Origin of the sequence: Paraburkholderia sp. (assembly GCF_034668105.1) — a bacterium.
GTDB lineage: Bacteria > Pseudomonadota > Gammaproteobacteria > Burkholderiales > Burkholderiaceae > Paraburkholderia.
Map to the genome: position 1 here is coordinate 1 of NZ_JAXDPY010000561.1, position 15088 is coordinate 15088.

The 15088-nt window shown below is 61.2% G+C and carries 15 protein-coding genes and 2 pseudogenes; 6 read left to right on the forward strand and 11 right to left on the reverse strand.

All coding sequences use genetic code 11. The annotated features are described in order from the left end of the window. Positions 1–332: 332 nt before the first annotated feature. The 7 genes from hpaI to QOC89_RS24840 form a co-directional block, all read right to left on the reverse strand. Positions 333–1136, reverse strand: coding sequence for a 4-hydroxy-2-oxoheptanedioate aldolase (gene hpaI / locus QOC89_RS24810; protein WP_323047432.1), 804 nt, complete (start codon positions 1134–1136; stop codon positions 333–335). A gap of 10 nt (positions 1137–1146) precedes the next feature. Continuing rightward, positions 1147–1950, reverse strand: coding sequence for a 2-oxo-hept-4-ene-1,7-dioate hydratase (gene hpaH, locus QOC89_RS24815; protein ID WP_323047433.1), 804 nt, complete (start codon positions 1948–1950; stop codon positions 1147–1149). Positions 1951–2012: 62 nt separating this feature from the next. After that, complete coding sequence (locus QOC89_RS24820; protein ID WP_323047434.1) at positions 2013–2411, reverse strand: 5-carboxymethyl-2-hydroxymuconate Delta-isomerase; 399 nt, start codon at positions 2409–2411, stop codon at positions 2013–2015. A 21-nt stretch (positions 2412–2432) separates the two neighbouring features. Beyond that, positions 2433–3296: a 3,4-dihydroxyphenylacetate 2,3-dioxygenase gene (gene hpaD, locus QOC89_RS24825; RefSeq protein WP_323047435.1), complete on the reverse strand. Its 864-nt coding sequence runs from the start codon at positions 3294–3296 to the stop codon at positions 2433–2435. Between the two features lie 77 nt (positions 3297–3373). Next, positions 3374–4831, reverse strand: coding sequence for a 5-carboxymethyl-2-hydroxymuconate semialdehyde dehydrogenase (gene hpaE / locus QOC89_RS24830; protein WP_323047436.1), 1458 nt, complete (start codon positions 4829–4831; stop codon positions 3374–3376). A 29-nt stretch (positions 4832–4860) separates the two neighbouring features. Continuing rightward, positions 4861–5619, reverse strand: coding sequence for a fumarylacetoacetate hydrolase family protein (locus QOC89_RS24835; protein WP_323047437.1), 759 nt, complete (start codon positions 5617–5619; stop codon positions 4861–4863). Then, a complete protein-coding gene (locus QOC89_RS24840; RefSeq protein ID WP_323047438.1) occupies positions 5616–6395 on the reverse strand; it encodes a fumarylacetoacetate hydrolase family protein in 780 nt (259 codons plus the stop codon). The genes QOC89_RS24835 and QOC89_RS24840 overlap by 4 nt, the downstream gene beginning before the upstream one ends. Before the next feature lie 177 nt (positions 6396–6572). On the opposite strand from QOC89_RS24840, the gene hpaR reads away from it, so the two are divergent. Then, positions 6573–6980 carry a homoprotocatechuate degradation operon regulator HpaR gene (gene hpaR / locus QOC89_RS24845; RefSeq protein WP_169488206.1) on the forward strand — a complete coding sequence of 136 codons (408 nt, stop codon included), beginning with the start codon at positions 6573–6575 and terminating at the stop codon, positions 6978–6980. A 42-nt stretch (positions 6981–7022) separates the two neighbouring features. Here the strand turns inward: hpaR and QOC89_RS24850 are convergent. Next, positions 7023–7169, reverse strand: a pseudogene (locus tag QOC89_RS24850) (DSD1 family PLP-dependent enzyme); the annotation flags it as partial. Between the two features lie 404 nt (positions 7170–7573). Between QOC89_RS24850 and QOC89_RS24855 the strand changes: the two are divergent. After that, entirely contained in the window at positions 7574–8653 is a 1080-nt protein-coding gene (locus tag QOC89_RS24855) for a hypothetical protein (RefSeq protein WP_323047439.1), read from the forward strand. Between the two features lie 155 nt (positions 8654–8808). Further along, the gene (locus QOC89_RS24860; RefSeq protein ID WP_323047440.1) at positions 8809–10332 is read left to right on the forward strand and encodes a CoA-acylating methylmalonate-semialdehyde dehydrogenase; all 1524 of its coding nucleotides are present in this window, start codon (positions 8809–8811) and stop codon (positions 10330–10332) included. A 4-nt stretch (positions 10333–10336) separates the two neighbouring features. Here the strand turns inward: QOC89_RS24860 and QOC89_RS24865 are convergent, their stop codons facing one another. The 3 genes from QOC89_RS24865 to QOC89_RS24875 are packed head-to-tail and all read right to left on the reverse strand — an operon-like array spanning position 10337 to position 12774. Continuing rightward, complete coding sequence (locus QOC89_RS24865) at positions 10337–11677, reverse strand: MFS transporter (protein WP_323047441.1); 1341 nt, start codon at positions 11675–11677, stop codon at positions 10337–10339. Positions 11678–11729: 52 nt separating this feature from the next. Further along, positions 11730–12293, reverse strand: coding sequence for an isochorismatase family protein (locus tag QOC89_RS24870; protein ID WP_323047442.1), 564 nt, complete (start codon positions 12291–12293; stop codon positions 11730–11732). 16 nt (positions 12294–12309) lie between these two features. Then, on the reverse strand, positions 12310–12774 hold the full coding sequence (locus tag QOC89_RS24875; RefSeq protein ID WP_323047443.1) for a MarR family winged helix-turn-helix transcriptional regulator: 465 nt from the start codon (positions 12772–12774) through the stop codon (positions 12310–12312). A 321-nt stretch (positions 12775–13095) separates the two neighbouring features. Here QOC89_RS24875 and QOC89_RS24880 point away from each other — a divergent pair, with 321 nt between their 5' ends. From QOC89_RS24880 to QOC89_RS24890, 3 genes and pseudogenes are all read left to right on the forward strand, one after another. Further along, positions 13096–13305: a DUF3311 domain-containing protein gene (locus QOC89_RS24880; RefSeq protein ID WP_179738052.1), complete on the forward strand. Its 210-nt coding sequence runs from the start codon at positions 13096–13098 to the stop codon at positions 13303–13305. Between the two features lie 18 nt (positions 13306–13323). After that, positions 13324–14709: a sodium:solute symporter family protein gene (locus QOC89_RS24885; RefSeq protein ID WP_323047444.1), complete on the forward strand. Its 1386-nt coding sequence runs from the start codon at positions 13324–13326 to the stop codon at positions 14707–14709. 42 nt (positions 14710–14751) lie between these two features. After that, positions 14752–15088 (forward strand): annotated as a pseudogene (locus QOC89_RS24890) (amidohydrolase); the annotation flags it as partial.

Below are 15088 nucleotides of genomic sequence, written 5' to 3' on the forward strand. Positions count from 1 at the left end.
AACTGGCAACTGGCAGATTCAGTGTATCTGAACCCGGAGCGAACCCAGCCCTCGGCCCAAATGTATAAGCACGCAGCGTAACGGTTCACGCGACAACTACCTTGACACACACCGGCGGCGGCAAAGAAAGTAAGTGCCGCCCCGCACAGGGGCAACACTAATAGACCACTAAGAAATCAAGAAAAGGCCAATAAAGCCAGTTCAACGAAAAGACCAAAAACCAGGATCAAGAAAAGCCCACCGCAATAGGTAAGCAAAACGAACAAGTGCCGCGCAGGCAACAACCCCGTACACAGACAACAACCCAGCGCCGAACAGGCCAAACCGCTTCCTTAATACCCACCCTTACCAGTCCCCACCGCCCTAGCACTCTTCTTGTAAGAAGAAGCCAACTCCGCCGCGGCGCGGCTCAACAACCCTGTATCCGTCCCCACCGCCACAAACGTCGCGCCCGCCGCGAGATACTCCGCGGCAATTCCCGCATCCGGCGCCAGCACGCCTGCCGCCTTGCCCGCATCCCGTACTGTCTTGATGCCTTTGCATATCGCTTCCCGTACGCTGGCGTCTCCTGGCTTACCCAGCAACCCCATCGACGCACTCAAATCTGCCGGACCAAAAAACACACCATCAATGCCTTCCACCGCCGTAATCGCCGAAAGATTGTCCAGACCCTGTACGGTTTCCACCTGCACCAACACACACAACTCATCAGCCGCCGTCGTCAAATAGTCCGGTATCCGATTCCACCGCGATGCCCGCGCGAGCGCACTACCGACACCGCGAATGCCCTGCGGTGGGTAACGCGTCGCCGCGACCGCCTCAGCCGCCTGCTCGGCGGTATCCATCATCGGCAACAATAAAGTCTGTGCGCCGATGTCGAGCAATTGCTTGATCAACGCGCTATCGCTGCGCACCGGACGCACCACCGGATGCGATGCATACGCAGCCACCGCCTGCAATTGCGCCAGCGTGCTGCGGACATCGTTCGGGGCGTGCTCGTTGTCGATCAACAACCAATCGAAACCGGCCGTGGCCAGCAACTCGGTGACGTAGGCATCGGCCAGCGCCGCCCATAAGCCGAACTGCGGTGTGCCCTGAGCCAATGCACGCTTGAATGTGTTTTGCGGAAGAGACATGTCGGAACACTCAAATGAAATTCAAACCAATACCGCCCAGCGGACCATAGTCGATGTGGAACGTGTCGCCCGCTCGCGCCGGGATCGGGCTCGTGAACGAACCGCTCAGAATCACGTCGTTCGCGTTCAATACTTCGTCATACGGAGCAATCTTGTTGGCAAGCCATGCGACGCCCGTCGCCGGATGATTCAGCACCGCCGCGGCAAGTCCACTTTCTTCCACCGCACCGTTCTTGTAAAGCAACGCACCCACCCAGCGAAGATCGACGTCCATCGGACGCACCGGCCGGCCGCCCAGCACAATGCCCGCGTTGGCCGCAAAGTCCGAGATCGTGTCGTAGACCTTGCGCGGCGCCTTCGTCTCGCGGTCGAATTGCTCGATGCGCGCGTCGATAATCTCCACGGCAGGGGTCACGTAGGCGGTGGCGTCCAGAACGTCGAATAGCGTAATGCCCGGACCCTTCAAGGGCTTGCTCAATACAAAGGCCAGTTCGACTTCCACGCGCGGGGCGATAAAGCGGTCGGCACGAATGTCCTGGCCGTTTTCAATAAACATGCTGTCGAGCAGCGGCGCATAGTCCGGTTCGTCGATCTGCGAGGAACGCTGCATGGCACGCGAGGTCAGGCCAATCTTGCGGCCTTTGATCACATGGCCCTCGGCGAGTTTGAGTTTCACCCACTCGCGCTGAATTGCGTAACCGTCCTGTACGGTCATCTCGGGATACTTGGCAGAGAAATGACGCAATTGCGTGCGCGTTTTCTCGGCGTGGTCGAGTTGCGCCGCGAGATCGCGGATAGTCTGTTCGTCTAGCATGATGGATTCTCTATAAGCCGCTTCGAGGCCGGGCTACCAGGCCCCGGGCATTGGATCTGGGATCAGGCTTTCAGCCGCGCGTGCAGATTGTTGTGCTTCCACGTGCCAGCCTCACTGAATTCGTTGATCTCCAGCGATAACGCGAGGCCGTGCTTCTCAAACTCGGCGGCGAAGTGCTGTTTGATCAGTTCGAACAACGCGTCGCCGGTCGCTTTTTTTGCGGCTTCCGAACGACCCGCGCCGATCTTCAGGTTCGCGTGCAGAAACGCGGCGTCGGCTCTGCCATCGGCAATGCAGTACTGCTCGCAACGCAACGCGCGCACACGGATGCCGCCAGGCGGATAAAGACGCTGTTCATTCTCGCGCTGTGCGTCGAGACAATCAGCGAGCGATTTGCAAAGCCGCCCAAGGCTTTCTTCGCCGGCAAGGTTGGCGCTGTATTCGAGTGTCAAATGCGGCACGGTAGGCTCCTTTCTCAGGACTTAAGCGGGCAGGGGCGTCACAGGGAAGATCGCATTGATCTGGCCGGTGCCCGAACTGCCGAAATACGGCGTGACGACTTCCACCTTGCCGTCGTAGCGATCCCAACCGAGCGCGCCAAGCAGCATCGCAGTGTCGTGCATGCCGCCTTCGCCCCAGCACTTCTCGTTATAGAGCGGCAACATCTCGCAGAAGGTTTTCCAGTCGCCTGCTTCCCACAACTCGACCACCTTGCGGTCGATCTGTTCGAGAAACGGGCTCCACACCTTGTGCATGAATTGCTCGGCGGTGCCGTTGTTAGCGAAGTGGTGGCTCAACGAACCGCTCGCCAGAATCGCCACGGTGCCGTCGTAATGGTCCTCGATTGCCTTGCGTACCGCGAGGCCGAAGCGCGCGCTGGTTTCGAGGTCGTGCCACATGCACCAGCCCGCTACCGACACGGTCTTGAAGTGCTGATCGCTATTCATATAGCGCATCGGAACGAGCGTGCCATACTCGAGCTCGAGCGTGGTTTCGCTGTGCGCGCGGCTCTTCACGCCCATTTCGTTGGCGACTTGCGCGATCAGATCGCCGAGCCCGACATTGCCGGGATACGCATACGGCATGTTCTTGATGAAGTGCGGTAGTTCGTTGCTCGTATAGACGCCTTCGAACTTCGGCGCGCAATTGATGTGGTACTCGCTGTTCACCAGCCAATGCACGTCGAATACGACGATCGTGTCGACACCCAATTCGCGGCAACGGCGGCCGATTTCATGATGGCCGTCGATGGCGGGCTGACGGCAACCCTTGTGCGGACCGTCGAGTTCGGACAAATATAACGACGGGACGTGAGTGACTTTTGCTGCCAACGCGAGCTTACCCATCGCGGTCTCCTATTCTGTGTGGCGCGAGGCCTGATTTTGCATTCGCACTCGCGCACGCCGCTCCATGCGAAAGCGCCTCAAACGCCCCAGCGCGGGATGTGATGCGAGCCGAGCGATACGCACACGTTCTTCGGCTCGAGGAACACTTCGTAGCTCCAGGTGCCGCCTTCGCGGCCCACGCCCGATGCCTTCGTACCGCCGAACGGCTGGCGCAGATCGCGCACGTTCTGGCTATTGACGAAGCACATGCCCGCTTCGACGGCCGCCGCGATACGCAGCGCGCGGCCGCTGCTCTCGGTCCAGATGTAGCTCGACAAGCCGTAGGAGATATCGTTGGCGAGTTTGATCGCGTCGGCTTCGTCGTCGAACGGAATCAGGCAGGCGACCGGGCCGAAGATCTCTTCCTGCGCGATCCGCATGCGATTGTCGACGTCGACGAACACCGTCGGCGTCACGAAATTGCCTTTGCGCATGGCGTCGGGCAGGTCGGGCGTATCGAGTCCGCCGCAGGCGAGCGTGGCGCCTTCTTTCGGACCCAGTTCGATATAGCTGCGTACCTTGGCCAGATGCGCCTGGCTGATCATCGGGCCGACGATCGTGCTGTCGGCCAACGGATCGCCCACCGTCAAACGTTTTGCGCGTTCGATGAAACGCTCGGCAAAGCGCGCGTAAATCGAACGTTGCACCAGAATGCGCGAACCCGCCGTGCAGCGTTCACCGTTGTTCGAGAAGATCATGAACACAGCGGCGTCGAGGGCGCGTTCGAAATCGGCGTCGTCGAAAATCACGAACGGCGACTTGCCACCCAGTTCCATGGAAAACTTCTTCAGACCCGCGGTTTGCACGATGCGGTTGCCGGTTGCCGTCGAACCGGTGAACGACACAGCATGCACATCCGGGTGTGCCACCAGCGGCTCGCCAGTGTCTTTGCCGAAGCCGTGCACGACGTTCAGCACGCCGGCGGGAATCCCTGCTTCGAGCGCGAGATTGCCGAGCATCGATGCGGTGAGCGGCGACAGTTCGCTCATCTTCAACACGGCGGTGTTGCCGAACGCGAGGCACGGGGCGACTTTCCACGTGGCCGTCATGAACGGTACGTTCCACGGCGAGATCAGCGCGCACACGCCGACCGGATGGAACAGCGTGTAGTTCAGATGCGTGTCGGTCGGGTAGGTATGACCGTCGACACGCGTGCACATTTCCGCGAAATAGCTGAAGTTGTCGGCGGCGCGCGGCACGAGTTGCTTGCGCGTCTGCGAGATCGTCTGGCCGGTGTCCTTCGTCTCGGTCTCCGAGATTTCCGGCACATTCTTCCCGATCAACTCGCCGAGCTTGCGAATGATTTTCGCGCGTTCCGCGGCCGGCTTGCCCGCCCAGGCCGGGAACGCCTCTTTGGCCGCGCGCACGGCGGCGTCGACTTCTTCCGCCCCGCCGCGGGCGACTTCGGCGAGTACTTCTTGCGTCGCCGGATTGACGGTTTCGAAGTAGTCTTTCGCGGCGCCCGATTTGCCGTTGATCAGATGTTCGATTCGCATTGTGTTGTCCTTTCCTGCAAAGCAATCAATCAGGCGCGGCCGAAGTCCGCGTCGGATGCAATCGTGTTGACCTGACGGCCCAACCCGTCGATTTCGCAAACCACTTCGTCGCCCGCATTGACGTTGACGATGCCTTCCGGCGTGCCGGTCAGGATCACGTCGCCGGGTGCGAGGGTCATGAAGCCGCTGAGATATTCGATCAACGCCGGGATATCCGTGACGAGATCGCGCGTGTTGCCGTGTTGCTGCCGCGTGCCGTTCACGAACGTGCGCAATTCGAGTTGCGTCACGTCTTCGACGTCGGCTGCATCGACAAACCAGGGGCCGAGCACCGTGCCGCCGTCGCGGTTCTTCACGCGCAGGTTGGGACGGTAATAGTTTTCGAGGTAGTCGCGAATCGCGTAGTCGTTGCCGATCATGTAGCCGGCCACGTGCTGCATGGCGTTTTCGCGTTTGACGTTCTGCGCGGTTTGCCCGATCACGACAGCCAGTTCGCACTCGTAGTGCATGAAGGTGACGTCGGCAGGGCGGCGCGTGAAGCCGCGGTGGCCGATCACCGCGCCCGGGCCTTTGATAAAGACCAGCGGTTCTTCCTGCTTGTTGAACTGCAATTCCTTGGCATGCTCGGCGTAGTTCAAGCCGAGCGCGAAGATCGTGCCGACCTCGATTGGCGCGAGCCACACCACTTCGTCTTCACGACGTACGCGGCCGTCGGCGAGACGCACGCCCCGGGCGTCCGGATAGGCTTCGTGAATCGCGCCTGCATACGCAACACGGCCGCGCATCATGGCTGTTCTCCATTGTGTTCTTGCGCATCGACAAACGACACTTCGAGCGGCGGCATGTCACCAATCGATAGCGTGGCCGTGTCGCCGATATGAGCGACCGGTGAACCATGCGGCACGCCCAGCGTAATGACGTCACCGGCGCTCAGTGTCATGAAATCAGTGACGTCCGCAATCAGTTGGGCGACACCGCGGATCGACGACGCAGTACCGGCAGTAAAAGCAATGGCTTCACGTCCTTTGAGCGCAACCTCGATCGTCAGATTGTCTGGCGCCGCAATATGACGCGCGGCAAGCACCGCCGGTCCGATCACACAAAACCCGTCGCGCGCCCGGAATCGCACCGAGGGTCTGTACACGCTCGTGTGCGGCACGCTTAGATCAGCGACCGGCGTGTAGCCGGCGATGTAGTCGAATGCCTCGCTCACGCTGACCCGTGTTGCAGTGCGGCCAATCACGATACCCAATGAAGCGCCGACTTCCACGCCCAACGCATTGTCAGGCACGACGACGCGCGCGCGATGGCCGGCGAACGTGTTGCGTGGCTTCACATAAAGAATCGGTGCTATCGGCGGGGCCTTGTAAGGCGCGGCATGCACCGCGTCGCCCAGTGCTTCCAGCGCGGCGCGGTCGTTCAGCAAGGTTCCATAGACGGCGCCCGAAACCGGCGCGCGGCAGGCCACGCCGCGCGCGAGCAACGCGGCTGCGGTGCTCGCATCCACGTCGCGAGGCAGCGTGTCGCCTTCGGGATGCAGCAGGTGATCGGCAAGTGCAAACATAAATTAGCTGTCTCTCGGAGAAAACACTAACATATTAGTAGTATTGCGCTTGATATCATCCACGGTCAATAGCCTGTCGGCTGATTGCGGGTTTTCCCTTAAGTTTCGACGGCTGCTTTTAACTTATTCGCTATGTCCGCTTCCGCTTCTACCCGAGTTTTGCACCGCAACCTGCCGATGCTTTTGCTGCGCGCCAGAGAAAAAATGATGGAGCGTTTCCGCCCGTTGATTACCGCGCATGGGCTGACCGAACAGCAATGGCGTGTGATTCGGGCTCTCAACGAACACGGCCCGATGGAGCCGCGCCACATCTCCGATATTTGCACTATTTCGAGCCCGAGCATGGCCGGGGTGCTCGCGCGCATGGAGAGCATGGAACTGGTGACAAAGGAGCGTTTCGCGGAAGACCAGCGCCGGGTGCTGGTGTCGCTGACCGATACGAGTGTGGACCTGGTGCGTGTGATCTCGAAGGATCTCGAGGCGCACTATCGCGAGCTGGAGCGCAAGGTGGGCCCGGAAATCGTCGAACGCGTGTATCGCGCGGTCGACGATCTGCTGGCGGGCCTTGAAGAAGAGGACGAGTGACCTGGCCGCCCATTCGCGTTGAGCGGATGGCGAGGTGATCTTTCACCAGCCCTGAAAACGTCTCCATTCGACGCTGCTGCCATCCGCCGAAACGGCGTGATACTCGGGAAACTGCGCACCGGTTGCGCAGGCGTGATTGGGCAGAATGCGCAGCTTCATGCCGATCGGAAAGCGCTGTTCGATGTCGTCGACAATCACGCCGCCCACCTTGACGCCATTCTCATGCAGCACCCGGCCGACTTCGAGCAGCGTGTCCTGTTCCGGCGTGATACCGGAGCGCGGCGTTCAGCCAAAGTCCACTTGCGCGGATGGTCACAGAAACCGGATATCGGCCGAGTCGTTCACGGCGGCAACTCTTGAGTTCGTGAGTCTGGCAGCTTAAAGCGTTTGGATGCGAGGTTCCAGTGCGCACGGGTAGCGGCGCATCCGCGGGTAAAAGCCAGAGCCGCTAGAATGGGCGCTTGAGCAGGGTGGCGGCAGGCCGCGCCGGCCGTCCATCAATTCGTTGTCGCTTCCATTTGAAGAGAAGTCCAATGCCGTTGTCACAGGGACCATCGAACGATCCGTCGGGCACCCCTGGCGGATCGACCCACATGTCGAATGATCCAGCTTCCCGTTCAGCCGAAGGCTCGGCGCAACGTGCCCTGAAACAGGGGGTATTTCTGCACACGGGCTGGCGCAGCGCCGGAACCTGGATCTGGTCGCGTCTGCGCGCACTCGATTCCGTGACCGGCTTCTATGAACCGCTCAGCAACGTGCTCGCCGATCTGAGTCTCGCCGACATCGCCGCGTCCCGTCCCACGCTGACCTCGGGACATCCGCCGCTCGCCGCGCCGTACTTCGAAGAGTACCGGCCGTTTCTGCAGGAGGGTGTGCGCGGCGTAGATGGGTACCGGAAGCGTTTCGGCACGGACCGCTTCTTCCATACACCCGACGCGGAATTTCCTGCGTTGCAGGCCTATCTGGCCAACCTGTGCGAGCGCACTACCGGCCACGGCAGCGTACCCGTGTTCAAGTTTTGCCGTTCGTCGGGCCGCTTGCCGTGGCTCAAGCACGCATTCCCGCAAGTCATGCATGCGGGCGTGCTGCGCAATCCCGCCTCGCAGTTCGCCTCGGGGTGGTTGCTCAATCAGCAATGGAGCAATCCGTTCTTCGTGGCCGCACCGTTTCGCGTGCTGGGTCTGAATCAGTCGGAGCCTGTAGTCCGGCAGGCTATCGAAATCTGCGGTGTGAGCTTGCCGTCTGTCGCGCCGACTTCGGACGACGCCTATGCGATCGCTTGCGAGCACTATGCGCGCACGGCGGAAGGCAACAACGCGTATCGCGCGTTCGTCGCGTTATGGATTCTCTGTGTACTGCGGATGGCGGACGGCGTGGATCTGATGATCGACATCGACCGCCTGGGGCAGTCGCGCGACTATGCGGCCGCGTTGCGCGCCGAGTTCCAGGCGCAGAGCGGCTTGTCGCCCGACTTTGGCAGCGCGCGTGATCTGGTCGAGGAAACGCGTCGCAGCGCGGCGCGCATGGCTGGGATCGACGGCCGGTCGATGCGAGCTGTTCACTCCGCGGCGCTGAAATTCCTCAAGGCGCAAAGCGGAGCGGACGCCGCCTTTGCCGAACTCGTTCGCGAGAAGATGGTGCTTGCCAACGAATTGACCGAGCAATGGCGTTGAAGGCTTACTAACAACGACGTCGCCAACCAATACAGTTGCCACGCGAAAAACAATACAGTGAGGCGCGGTTTTATTGTGCTGTATCGGGAATATGACGAGCACCGTCGATACAGTCTGCCAATCCTTCCGGCCTATCCCGTACACGAGGTAACGAAATGAATGCAGTGAGCGAACAAGCGAAGCTTTCGGTGCAACAGTTGGGTCATTACATCAGCGGCGCGCCGGTTGTGTCGACGAGCGGCCGGGTCAAGGACGTGTTCAATCCCGCCACCGGCCAGGTGACCGGTGCGGTCGCGCTGGCTTCCATCGAGGAAGTGGACGGGGCGGTCAAGGCGGCCAAGGCTGCCTTCCCGGCCTGGAGCGAAACCGCGCCGATCAAGCGCGCGCGCATTCTGTTCAAGTTCAAGGAACTGCTGAACCAGCACCACGACGAGCTCGCGATGCTGATCACCCGCGAACACGGCAAGGTGTTCACGGACGCGCAAGGCGAGGTGGTGCGCGGCATCGAAGTGGTCGAGTTCGCCTGCGGCATCCCGAACCTGCTGAAGACCGATTTCACCGACCAGATCGGCGGCGGCATCGACAACTGGAATCTGCGTCAGGCGCTGGGCGTGGTGGCGGGGATCACGCCGTTCAATTTCCCGGTGATGGTGCCGATGTGGATGTTCCCGGTCGCGCTGGCGTGCGGCAACACGTTCGTGCTGAAGCCTTCGGAGCGCGACCCGTCGGCTTCGCTGCGGATTGCCGAACTGCTGAAGGAAGCCGGTTTGCCGGATGGCGTCTTCAACGTCGTGAACGGCGACAAGGTGGCCGTGGATGCGCTGATCGAGCATCCGGACGTCGCGGCGCTGTCGTTTGTCGGCTCCACGCCGATCGCCGAATACATCTATACGGAAGCGTCGAAACGCGGCAAGCGCGTGCAGGCGCTCGGCGGCGCGAAGAATCATCTGGTGGTGATGCCGGACGCCGATCTGGACCAGGCCGTCGACGCGTTGATCGGCGCCGCCTACGGGTCGGCCGGTGAGCGTTGCATGGCGATCTCGGTCGCGGTGGCGGTCGGCAATGTCGCCGATGAATTGATCGAACGTTTAGTGCCGCGCGTCAAGTCGCTGGTGATCAAGAACGGCGAACACCTCGACGCCGAAATGGGTCCGTTGGTGACTGCCGAACACAAGGCGAAGGTGGCCGGTTATATCGACTCGGGCGTGGCGGAAGGCGCGAAACTGGTCGTCGATGGCCGCGCGCATCCGGTCGCGAATGAAGAGGGTTTCTTCATCGGCGGGTCGCTGTTCGACCAGGTCGGCACCGGGATGAAAATCTACAAGGAAGAAATCTTCGGCCCGGTGCTGTCCGTGGTGCGCGTGCCCGACTTCGCGAGCGCGGTCGAGCTGATCAACGCGCACGAATTCGGCAACGGCGTGTCGCTCTTCACGTCGGATGGCGGCGTGGCGCGCGCGTTCGGCCGGCAGATTCAGGTAGGCATGGTCGGCATCAATGTGCCGATTCCGGTGCCGATGGCATGGCACTCGTTCGGCGGCTGGAAGCGCTCGCTGTTCGGCGATCACCACGCGTACGGCGAAGAGGGCGTGCGTTTCTATACGCGCTACAAGAGCATCATGCAGCGCTGGCCGGATAGCATCGCGAAGGGCGCGGAATTCACGATGCCGGTCGCGAAGTAAGCCCTCAAACCCCAGCCGAAGAATCCTCTTCCGCCTCGCTCAGCACGGCATTCTGCACTGCAATTGCCGGGCTGACATAAGCCGGTGCCTGACTCGGGTCGTCGATGCTGTAGCGCAGGCGCCCCGCTTCGAGATACACGCGCAACTGGCGATACTTCATCAGATAGACGAGGCCGACGAGCGCCGCCGCGAACCCAGACGCGGCGCCGACGCCGAGCGCCCACCGCGGGCCAAAACGATCCGCCACCCAGCCCACCACCGGCGCGCCGAACGGCGTAGTGCCTAGCGAGATGGCCAGCAGGATCGCAATCACCCGGCCGCGCATGGCGGGGTCGGTGGAGATCTGCACGAGACTGTTCGTCGACGTGGTGAACGTCTGCGTCGATATGCCGATCACGACAAGCGCAAGCCCGAACAGCACATAGTTCGGCATCAGCGAGGCGGTCGTACAGCCCATTCCGAAAAGTGCCGCCGCGACGATCAGAATAGCCATGCGAGGCCTGGCTCTGCGCGCGGCCAGCAGCGCCCCGGTCACCGAACCGATCGCCATGGTCGAACTCAACACGCCGTATTGGCTTGCGCCCGCATGAAAGGCGGTGACCGACATGGTCGAGATGAAGATCGGGAAGTTCAGCCCGAAGGCGCCGATCAGAAACAGCATCAACAGCGCGGCCTTCAGATCGGGGCGCGTCCACACATACTTGAAGCCTTCCACGAAGCTGCCGCGTGTGCGCACCGCACGAGGCTTGAGATTCAGTTCGCTGACGCGCAGCATGCGCAGCGAACCGAGCACGGCGACGAAAGAGAGCGCGTTGATCAGAAACACCCAGCCGGTGCCCACGGAAGCGATCAGGAGCCCCGCGACGGCGGGTCCGATCATGCGCGCCGCGTTGAACGAGGTGGAGTTCAGCGCCACCGCGTTCGACAGATCGGCTTCGCCCACCAGGTCGGAGACAAAGGTCTGACGCGCCGGTGAATCGAACGCGGTGACACAGCCGAGCAAGCCTGCAAACAGATAGACCTGCCATAACCGCACGAGGCCGGTCACCGTCAGAAGCCCGAGGCACAGCGCCAAGGTGCCCATTGCGGCCTGCGTGGCGAACAGCAGCTTGCGACGGTCGAAATGATCGGCCGCATAGCCGGTTAGCGGCAGCAGGAGCATTTGCGGCCCGAACTGCAGCGACATCACAATGCCCACCGAGGTTGCATTGTGATGCGTGAGTTCCGTGAGCACGAGCCAGTCCTGCGCCGTGCGCTGCATCCATGTGCCGATGTTGGAGACGATCGCGCCGCTGGCCCAGACCCGGTAGTTGAACGTGCGCAGCGAACGGAATGTGCCGCTCATCGGGACGTTCCGGTGTGGACGATCCGCGTTGCGCAGCGCTTCGAACCGATACTCATGCGCGCGATTTTTCGAGCAGGTCGAGGACGTCCTGCGTCGTGCCCGTTTCGCCCATACGCGGGAAGATTCGCGTGATGCTATTGGTGTGCGCATCGGCGTTCAGGTCCGTCATCGCGTCGACGGCGAAGCTGACGTTGAAGCCGAGTTCGTGTGCGAAACGCGCGGTGGACTCGACGCCGATGCTGGTGGCCACGCCGACCAGCACCACTTGCGTCACGCCTTGCTTGCGCAGATACGCTTCGAGATCCGTGTTGGTGAACGCGCCCCAGGTGCGCTTGGTGACCCGATGATCCGACGGCTGCTGATTCACTTCAGGGACGAGTTCGGCAAAGTCAGCTGGGAAATCGCCGCTGTGGCGCGCTTGTTCCGCGCGGCCCGGCGCGCCGCCCGCAACATTGACGAGCACCACCGGCAGGCCGTGGCGGCGAAACGCGTCGGCCAGCGCGGCGGAGCGTTTCACGACCTCGGCGGTGGGGTGGGCGGTGGGCAGCGCAACAATGCCCCGCTGCAAATCGATGACGACCAAGGCGGTCTTTGCGTCGAGCGTGGTGAGAGCCATGAGCTTTTCCTGGAAGTTACGAGTCGATGAGGCGTTTGAGCAAGTCGATGCCAATCGCGAGCTGCTTCTGTTCGGCGGCACTGAAGCGCGTCTGGATGGTACGGAATAGCCAGTCTTCGCGTGCCGTGCGGCTTGCCTTGACCTTTTTGCGGAAGGCCGGCGTGAGGGAAAGAACGGTTTGCCGCCCGTCGTTCGGGTCCGGTGCGCCGCTCACCAGCCCGGCAGCTTTCAGAACCGAAAGCGTCTCGCCCATGGATTGCGGACGCATGCCCTGGATGCGCGCGAGCGTTGTGACCGTTGCGGGACCTTCGCGTTCGAGCAGGCTGAGAACCTGGACCTGCGACGGCGTGAAGTCGCCCACATGCGCTTCTTCGCGCAACCGGCGGCGCAATTTGCCGACGAGCACGCGCAGGTCTTCCGCCGTTGCGTGCAGCGCGTCGGGATCGTCGGGGCGTGCGGGCTGAGTGTCGTTGCTGGACATACCGGCAGATATGAAGGTTACCTTCGTAGGTTACCTTCATATCTGCGGGGAGTCAAGTTGACGGCCGTCGGCGGCGCGATACGTGGCGAGCCGATCAGCGCTTCGAAGTGGGTTTGCGCCGGTTACTTCATGTGGACCAGGCGAATTATTGTCGCTGGTACTAGTCAGGTGCATTTTCGGCCACCGATACTGAAATCGTCTGCTATGGCCGTCGTGCCCTATCCGCTCGCGGCGGACCGCCACCCTTCGCCGCGGTCATAGAAGCGCAGGCGGAATCGGCAGAGATGATTTCATCGAACACGAAACGCAGACGGAGACTCCATGCTCAAGTTCCTGATTGGGATCGGCATTCCCTATATCGGCGTGATCGGCCTGTTGCCCTGGGTCGCGTCGGTCGATCGATTCGTTCTGGGCGTGCCGTTCATTTATGCGTGGATTTTCGCGTGGTTCATTCTGACGTCGCTGTGCCTGCAGGTGTGCTGGCGTCTGTTCGATCGCCGCGCCGACGATGCGCATCCGAAAACCCACTGACGCAGCAGGAGAGTCCGCATGTCCACCGTTGTCTTTCTCGGTTTGATTCTCTTCTCGCTGTATCTGGCGATACGGTCCAAAAAGGGGCGTGGTGCACAAAGCGTTCATGACTTCTTTGTCGCATCGCGGCAATTCGGCGCGTATCTGGTCTTTTTCCTGGCGGCGGGCGAGATCTACAGCATCGGCACGATGGTCGGCTTTCCCGGCGGCATCTATGCGAAGGGGCCCACTTACGGGGTCTGGTTCCTCGGCTATATCCTGCTGGCGTACCCCGTCGGTTATTTCATTGGGCCGAAGATCTGGGAGGCCGGCAAACGCTATAACGCCATTACGCTGCCCGATCTGTTCAAAGGCCATTTCGGCAGCCGCCCGCTGGAGTTGATCGTCGCCGGCTCGGCGATCCTGTTTTTGTTGCCTTGGGGCGAGTTGCAATTCACGGGGCTCGTGGCCGCATTCAAGGGGCTGGGCTGGAATTTCGAGCCGCTTTATCTGATTCTGATCTCCGCGGTGCTGGCCTTTACCTACATCGCCATTTCAGGCGTGCGGGCCTCCGCATACATTGCGATCCTGAAAGACATCCTGATGGTCGCGGCGATTGTGATCACCGGTCTCGCCGTCTCGTGGGAATCCGGTGTGACGGAAGTCTTTCACGCCGCGAGCTTGCACGTCAGCAATAGCATGAACGCGAGTCAACTGACGTTCTCGATGAGCACCATGCTGTTCCAGTCGTTAGGGTTCTACGTGATGCCGTTCGCCGTGCAGGTTTTCTTCACGGCCGCCAGTCCGAACACGATCCGCCGCACGCAGGTCGCCATGCCGCTGTACATGCTGATGTATCCGTTTCTGGTGATTGCTTCGTACTATGCGATCAGTCAGAACCTGCACCTTGCCTCGCCGAATGAAGCGTTCTTCGCGGCGGCGATCCGTTTGCTGCCGGGCTGGTTGCTGGGTCTGGTCGCGGCCGGCGCCTCGCTGTCGGGGCTGCTGGTGCTGACGGGAATCTGCCTCGCCATCGGTCCGATCGTGACGCGCAATCTGTTGCCGAAGATGCCCGAGAGCAAGCAGAAAGCCACGGCAAAAACGGTGATCGTGGTCTACCTGCTGGTGTCGATCGTGATGACCTTGCTGACGCCGAATCTGATGCTCACGCTGATCAATACCGCGTACTACGGCGTGACCCAGTTTTTCCCGGGCGTCATGGTCATTCTGTTTTCGCTTCGAGTCAAACCGGCCGCCATTGCCACGGGCATTGTGACCGGCCAGATTCTCGCGATCATCCTTTATATGTTCCATGTCGATTTCGGCGGATTCAACCTGGGCCTGCTGTGTCTCGTGGTCAATATCGCGGTGACCGCCGTGCTGAACTATGGTGGCAAGCGCAAGGCCGTGCATGCGCTGTCTTGACTATGTGGCCGGTGGCCTAAAACAAAGCTCTCTTACTTACTTATGAATTCGATTGAACGAGGTCCCATCACCGTCTTCGTCGCCAAAAAGATTCTGACGATGAATCCGGCGCAGCCGTACGCCACGCATGTCGCCGTGCGAGACGGCAGAATTCTCTCGGTCGGCAATCTGGAGGAGGTCGGCGCGTGGGGCGAGGCTGAGGTCGTCGACACGTTTCAGGACAAGGTGCTGATGCCGGGTCTTGTGGAAGGGCATTGCCATCTGATGGAAGGCGCGATGTGGGATGCCGTGTATCTCGGCTATTACGATCGGCGCGGTCCCGACGGCAAGTTGTGGCGGGGGCTGAGAACCCTGGATGAAGTGATCGAGCGGCTCACTG

What these genes read in the sequence shown, in the direction of transcription:
- QOC89_RS24855 (WP_323047439.1), top strand. Translation starts at nt 7,574, where the DNA reads ATGTCGAATGATCCAGCTTCCCGTTCAGCCGAAGGCTCGGCGCAACGT.
- QOC89_RS24870 (WP_323047442.1), bottom strand. Translation starts at nt 12,293, where the DNA reads ATGGCTCTCACCACGCTCGACGCAAAGACCGCCTTGGTCGTCATCGAT.
- QOC89_RS24835 (WP_323047437.1), bottom strand. Translation starts at nt 5,619, where the DNA reads ATGATGCGCGGCCGTGTTGCGTATGCAGGCGCGATTCACGAAGCCTAT.
- QOC89_RS24865 (WP_323047441.1), bottom strand. Translation starts at nt 11,677, where the DNA reads ATGAGCGGCACATTCCGTTCGCTGCGCACGTTCAACTACCGGGTCTGG.
- hpaR (WP_169488206.1), top strand. Translation starts at nt 6,573, where the DNA reads ATGCTTTTGCTGCGCGCCAGAGAAAAAATGATGGAGCGTTTCCGCCCG.
- QOC89_RS24880 (WP_179738052.1), top strand. Translation starts at nt 13,096, where the DNA reads ATGCTCAAGTTCCTGATTGGGATCGGCATTCCCTATATCGGCGTGATC.
- QOC89_RS24840 (WP_323047438.1), bottom strand. Translation starts at nt 6,395, where the DNA reads ATGTTTGCACTTGCCGATCACCTGCTGCATCCCGAAGGCGACACGCTG.
- hpaD (WP_323047435.1), bottom strand. Translation starts at nt 3,296, where the DNA reads ATGGGTAAGCTCGCGTTGGCAGCAAAAGTCACTCACGTCCCGTCGTTA.
- QOC89_RS24885 (WP_323047444.1), top strand. Translation starts at nt 13,324, where the DNA reads ATGTCCACCGTTGTCTTTCTCGGTTTGATTCTCTTCTCGCTGTATCTG.
- hpaH (WP_323047433.1), bottom strand. Translation starts at nt 1,950, where the DNA reads ATGCTAGACGAACAGACTATCCGCGATCTCGCGGCGCAACTCGACCAC.
- hpaE (WP_323047436.1), bottom strand. Translation starts at nt 4,831, where the DNA reads ATGCGAATCGAACATCTGATCAACGGCAAATCGGGCGCCGCGAAAGAC.
- hpaI (WP_323047432.1), bottom strand. Translation starts at nt 1,136, where the DNA reads ATGTCTCTTCCGCAAAACACATTCAAGCGTGCATTGGCTCAGGGCACA.
- QOC89_RS24860 (WP_323047440.1), top strand. Translation starts at nt 8,809, where the DNA reads ATGAATGCAGTGAGCGAACAAGCGAAGCTTTCGGTGCAACAGTTGGGT.
- QOC89_RS24875 (WP_323047443.1), bottom strand. Translation starts at nt 12,774, where the DNA reads ATGTCCAGCAACGACACTCAGCCCGCACGCCCCGACGATCCCGACGCG.